The organism is uncultured Mailhella sp. (genome assembly GCF_947631555.1).
Taxonomy (GTDB): domain Bacteria; phylum Desulfobacterota; class Desulfovibrionia; order Desulfovibrionales; family Desulfovibrionaceae; genus Mailhella.
Window position 1 is genome coordinate 1 of the sequence record NZ_CANRLT010000126.1, and the last position, 4,180, is coordinate 4,180.

Sequence of the window (4,180 nt, forward strand, 5' to 3'; positions counted from 1 at the left end):
GCGGATCCTGCGCGAGCCTGGATTGTCATCTGGACCACCACGCCGTGGACACTGCCCAGCAACCTCGCCGTCTGTCTGCATCCAGAGTTCAAGTACGCGCTGGTTGAGGCCGGCGGCGAGCAGTACGTTCTGGCCTCCGAGCTGGTGGAATCCTGCGCCCGCACCTTCGGCTGGACGGAATACCGAGTGCTGGACGAGACCACGGGCGACAGACTGGAACGCCTTGAAGCCCGCCACCCGTTCCTGAACCGCACTTCGCTCATCATCACCGGCGAACACGTCACGCTGGATACCGGCACAGGCTGCGTACACACCGCGCCCGGCCATGGGCGGGAAGACTACGAAGTGGGCATGAAGTACGGCCTGGACGTGTATTCCCCTCTGGACGATGAAGGCCGCTTCCTGCCCACGGTGGAATTTTTCGCCGGGATGCAGGTTTTCGACGCCAACCCCGCCGTGGTTGCCAAGGTCAGAGAAGTGGGCAATCTTCTGGCCGAGCGGGAAATCAGCCATTCCTATCCCTGTTGCTGGCGCTGCAAGGAACCGGTGATCTTTCGCGCCACCACGCAGTGGTTCATCGGCATGGAAGCCAATGATCTGCGCAGAAAGGCCCTGGACGCCATCAGAAATGATGTTCGCTGGATACCTTCCTGGGGACAGGGGCGCATCTATAACATGGTGGAATCCCGCCCCGACTGGTGCATCTCCCGCCAGCGCATGTGGGGCGTGCCCATCCTCGCGCTGATCTGCAAGGACTGCGGCGAGGTCTGGAACGACCCCGCCTGGATGCGCGAGATCGCCGGGCGTTTCGCCGCCCATCCCACGGGCTGCGACTACTGGTATGAACACAGTGTGGAAGACGTGGCCCCCGCGGGTCTCACCTGCCCGCACTGCGGCGGTACGCACTGGGAAAAGGAAGACGACATCCTCGACGTGTGGTTCGATTCCGGCACCAGCTTCGCCGCGGTCATGGAACAGCGCCCCGAAGGGAGCGTTCCCGCCGATTTGTATCTGGAAGGTTCGGATCAGCACCGCGGCTGGTTCCACAGCTCCCTGCTGGTAGGCGTGGGCACACGCGACATCGCGCCCTACAGGGCCGTGCTTACCCACGGCTATGTGGTGGACGGTCAGGGCCGCAAGATGTCCAAGTCCGTGGGCAACGTCGTCGCCCCTCAGGAAGTCATCGACAAGTACGGCGCGGAGCTTCTGCGCCTGTGGGTGGCCTCGGTGGACTACCGCGAAGACATCCGCTACTCGGAAGAGATCATGAAGCGTCTGGTGGACGCCTACCGGCGCATCCGCAATACCTGCCGCTACATCCTCGGCAGCATCCACGACCTCACACCCGCCGATGTGGTTCCCTTCGACAGAATGCTGCCCATCGACCGCTACGCTCTCAGCGTGGTGGCCGCGAACCATGAGGCTTTGGATACCGCCTATCAGGAATTCGAGTTCCACAAGGTCTTTCAGGGACTGCACGGCCTGTGCGCCACGGAGCTTTCCGCGTTCTATCTCGACGTGCTGAAGGATCGCCTGTACTCCTCCCTGCCGGACAGCGCCGAACGGCGTTCTGCCCAGAGTGCCTTGTATCAGATGCTGCTCATCATGCTGCGCGACATGGCCCCCATCATGAGCTTTACGGCGGAGGAAGTGTTCCGTTACCTTCCCGAAGCACTGAAGCCCGTGGACACCGAAGGAGCTCCCGTGGCCACGGTGTTCGCCATGCCCGCGCCGGACGTATCCGGGCTGCGCCTCTCCGATGAGGAGCGCGGCGCGTGGGAAATGGTTATGGAGGTGCGCGCCGGAGTGACCCGCGCCATCGAGCCTCTGCGCAAGGAAGGCGTCATCGGACACGCTCTGGATACCCACGTTGTCCTGTACCTGGATGAAAAGCTTCGTGAGGCCGTCAAGGACAGCGGCGCAGACATGCGTTCCGTGTGCCTTGTGTCTCAGCTGGACATCGCCGGCTTCAAGGATGCGCCCGCCGACGTCCTGGCCGCGGCACAGCTCGATGAATGTCCGGGCCTCGCCGTACAGGTACGGAAGGCCGGCGGCGGGAAGTGCGAACGCTGCTGGATGTATTCCGAGGAACTGGGTTCCGATCCTGAACGGCCGACACTGTGCCCCCGCTGTGCGGCGGTGATGAAGGAACTTGAAGCCCGTTCCGGGGAGTAGACGGTGCGGAAGGCGAACCGTTACACTCTCGTGCTTTCGGTGGGAGTGATCTGGATAGTGCTGGATCAGCTCACCAAAGCTGCGGTGACGGCAATGCTGGCTCCGGGGCAGGGCGTCACGGTCGTTCCGGGACTGTTCGACTTGGTGCATGTGCTGAACCGGGGAGCGGCTTTCGGCTTCCTGAACAACGATGACACCGAATGGCAGTTCTGGCTCTTTGTCGCAGCCGCCGTGCTGGTGGCGGGTATCATCCTGAACATGGTGCGCACTGCCGCGCACAGCCGCTTGCTGTTCTTCGGATTTGGGAGCATCCTGGGCGGAGCGGCCGGCAACCTGATCGACAGGGTGCGTTCCCGTGCGGTGACCGATTTTCTGGATGTGTACTGGGGGCAGTGGCACTGGCCTGCGTTCAACGTTGCGGACATTGCCATCTGCCTCGGCGTGGCGGCTGCCGCGTTCGTCCTTTTGAGACAGTCTGCGGAAGAAGCCCGCGGCAAGGAGCGCTGAGATGTTTCTCACCGATCTCAACAGCGATCAGCTCATGCTGCTCATCCTGCCTGCTCTGCCGAACATGTGGGCGCTGAAGCACGCCATGTACCACGATTTCCCCACACCGAGGGAAAAGTATCGCTGGATGCTGGCCTGCGTGTTCCTGCCCTGCGTTGGCGGACTTGCCTACTACTTTGTGGGGCGCAGACACGCGAGCAGGGAAAAGATCGATATTTTTGCAAGGAAGGAAGAAAAGGCTCCTCCTTCCGTTTTGGAAGGCAGCGCACCTGTCCCGCCCCCCGCAAAGGAAGCAGCCGCGCCTTCCCCTGAAACGAAGAAAGACGGCGGCGCAGCCTGTCCGTCCGGCAATCCCGCGCATGAGAAGGACGAATGGTCGTTCGGCTGTCCCGACAATGACCGCAGGAGTTCGTCCTGACCGACGAGCCGGGCTGTACCAACGCCTCTGTTTATTTTTCTTGGAGGAAAAGCGATTATGGAACGGTTCACATGGGGACGCCCCCTCGCTCTCTTGTCTCTCCCTCTCTTGCTGACCGCCTGCGCCACCACGGGCGAACACAATGCGCTTCAGGCGCAGGTCAATCAGATGAGCCGTCAGATGAGCAGCAGCCAGACCAATCAGGCGGACAGCTGGTCCCAGCTCATGGAAATGCGGCAGGAGATCGCCGAACTGCACGGGCAGCTTGACAACATCAGCCGTGCCCTCGAACGCTCCGGCGGTGCGCAGAAACTGGCCGACACCGTAGCTTCCCACGACCGTGCCCTGCGTCTTCTGGAAAGTCAGATGGCACTGGATCTGCAGCTTGACGGCGATCCTTCCGCCCAGCCTGCCGGAGGTATCGACCCCGTTGCCGGAACGGTTCCGGTGACGGAACCTCCCGCCGCTCAGGCTGCACCAGCTCCCGCGGCTGCCCCGGCCGCAGCCTCACCCGCCGCGGCTGCGAAACCCGCGCCTGCAGCGGCGTCCGGGGATGTGGCGCAGGCGCTTTACGACAGCGGCATGGACGCCTTCAACAAGCGCCAGTATCAGGCTTCGCTCAAGTCGTTCAGCGACTTCACCAAGACCTATCCCAAGCATAAACTGGCTTCCAACGCCTGGTTCTGGCAGGGAGAGAACAACTACCAGATGAAGAAATACGCGGAAGCCGCGCTGGCCTATCAGAAGGTCATCGAGGGGCATCCCAACAGCGCCAAGGCTCCGGCTTCCTACCTGAAGCAGGGCATGGCCTTCCTTCAGCTGAACAAGAAGGAGGCCGCCAAGCAGCGCCTCAATGAGCTTGTACGGAAGTTCCCCAAGGCTCCTGAAGCCAACCGCGCCAGACAGGTCATCAAGCAGAACAAGCTCTGATGAGCTGAAGGGTCAAAGCGGCATTCCCCTGCCCCCGGCAGGGGCGGCTTGGTATGAAATCCCCCACGGCGTCCGGTGGTCTGCCCCCTGTCAAGTAGACATCTAAAAAGCCCCTGTGGCATTGATTCTAAGCGGTCAGCTTTTCCCGAT

General features: G+C 62.1%; 4 protein-coding genes. All 4 read left to right on the plus strand.

All coding sequences use genetic code 11. The features are described from left to right. The coding region (gene ileS / locus Q0Z94_RS11225) for an isoleucine--tRNA ligase (RefSeq protein WP_298069752.1) at positions 1-2,175 on the plus strand (2,175 nt) is incomplete at its 5' end. 3 nt (positions 2,176-2,178) lie between these two features. Beyond that, positions 2,179-2,682 (plus strand): signal peptidase II, encoded by a 504-nt coding sequence (gene lspA / locus Q0Z94_RS11230; RefSeq protein ID WP_298069754.1) that lies wholly within the window; start codon positions 2,179-2,181, stop codon positions 2,680-2,682. A gap of 1 nt (position 2,683) precedes the next feature. Beyond that, a complete protein-coding gene (locus Q0Z94_RS11235; RefSeq protein ID WP_298069756.1) occupies positions 2,684-3,100 on the plus strand; it encodes a PLD nuclease N-terminal domain-containing protein in 417 nt (138 codons plus the stop codon). A gap of 57 nt (positions 3,101-3,157) precedes the next feature. Continuing rightward, a complete protein-coding gene (gene ybgF, locus Q0Z94_RS11240) occupies positions 3,158-4,030 on the plus strand; it encodes a tol-pal system protein YbgF (RefSeq protein WP_298069758.1) in 873 nt (290 codons plus the stop codon). The last annotated feature ends 150 nt before the right edge of the window (positions 4,031-4,180 follow it).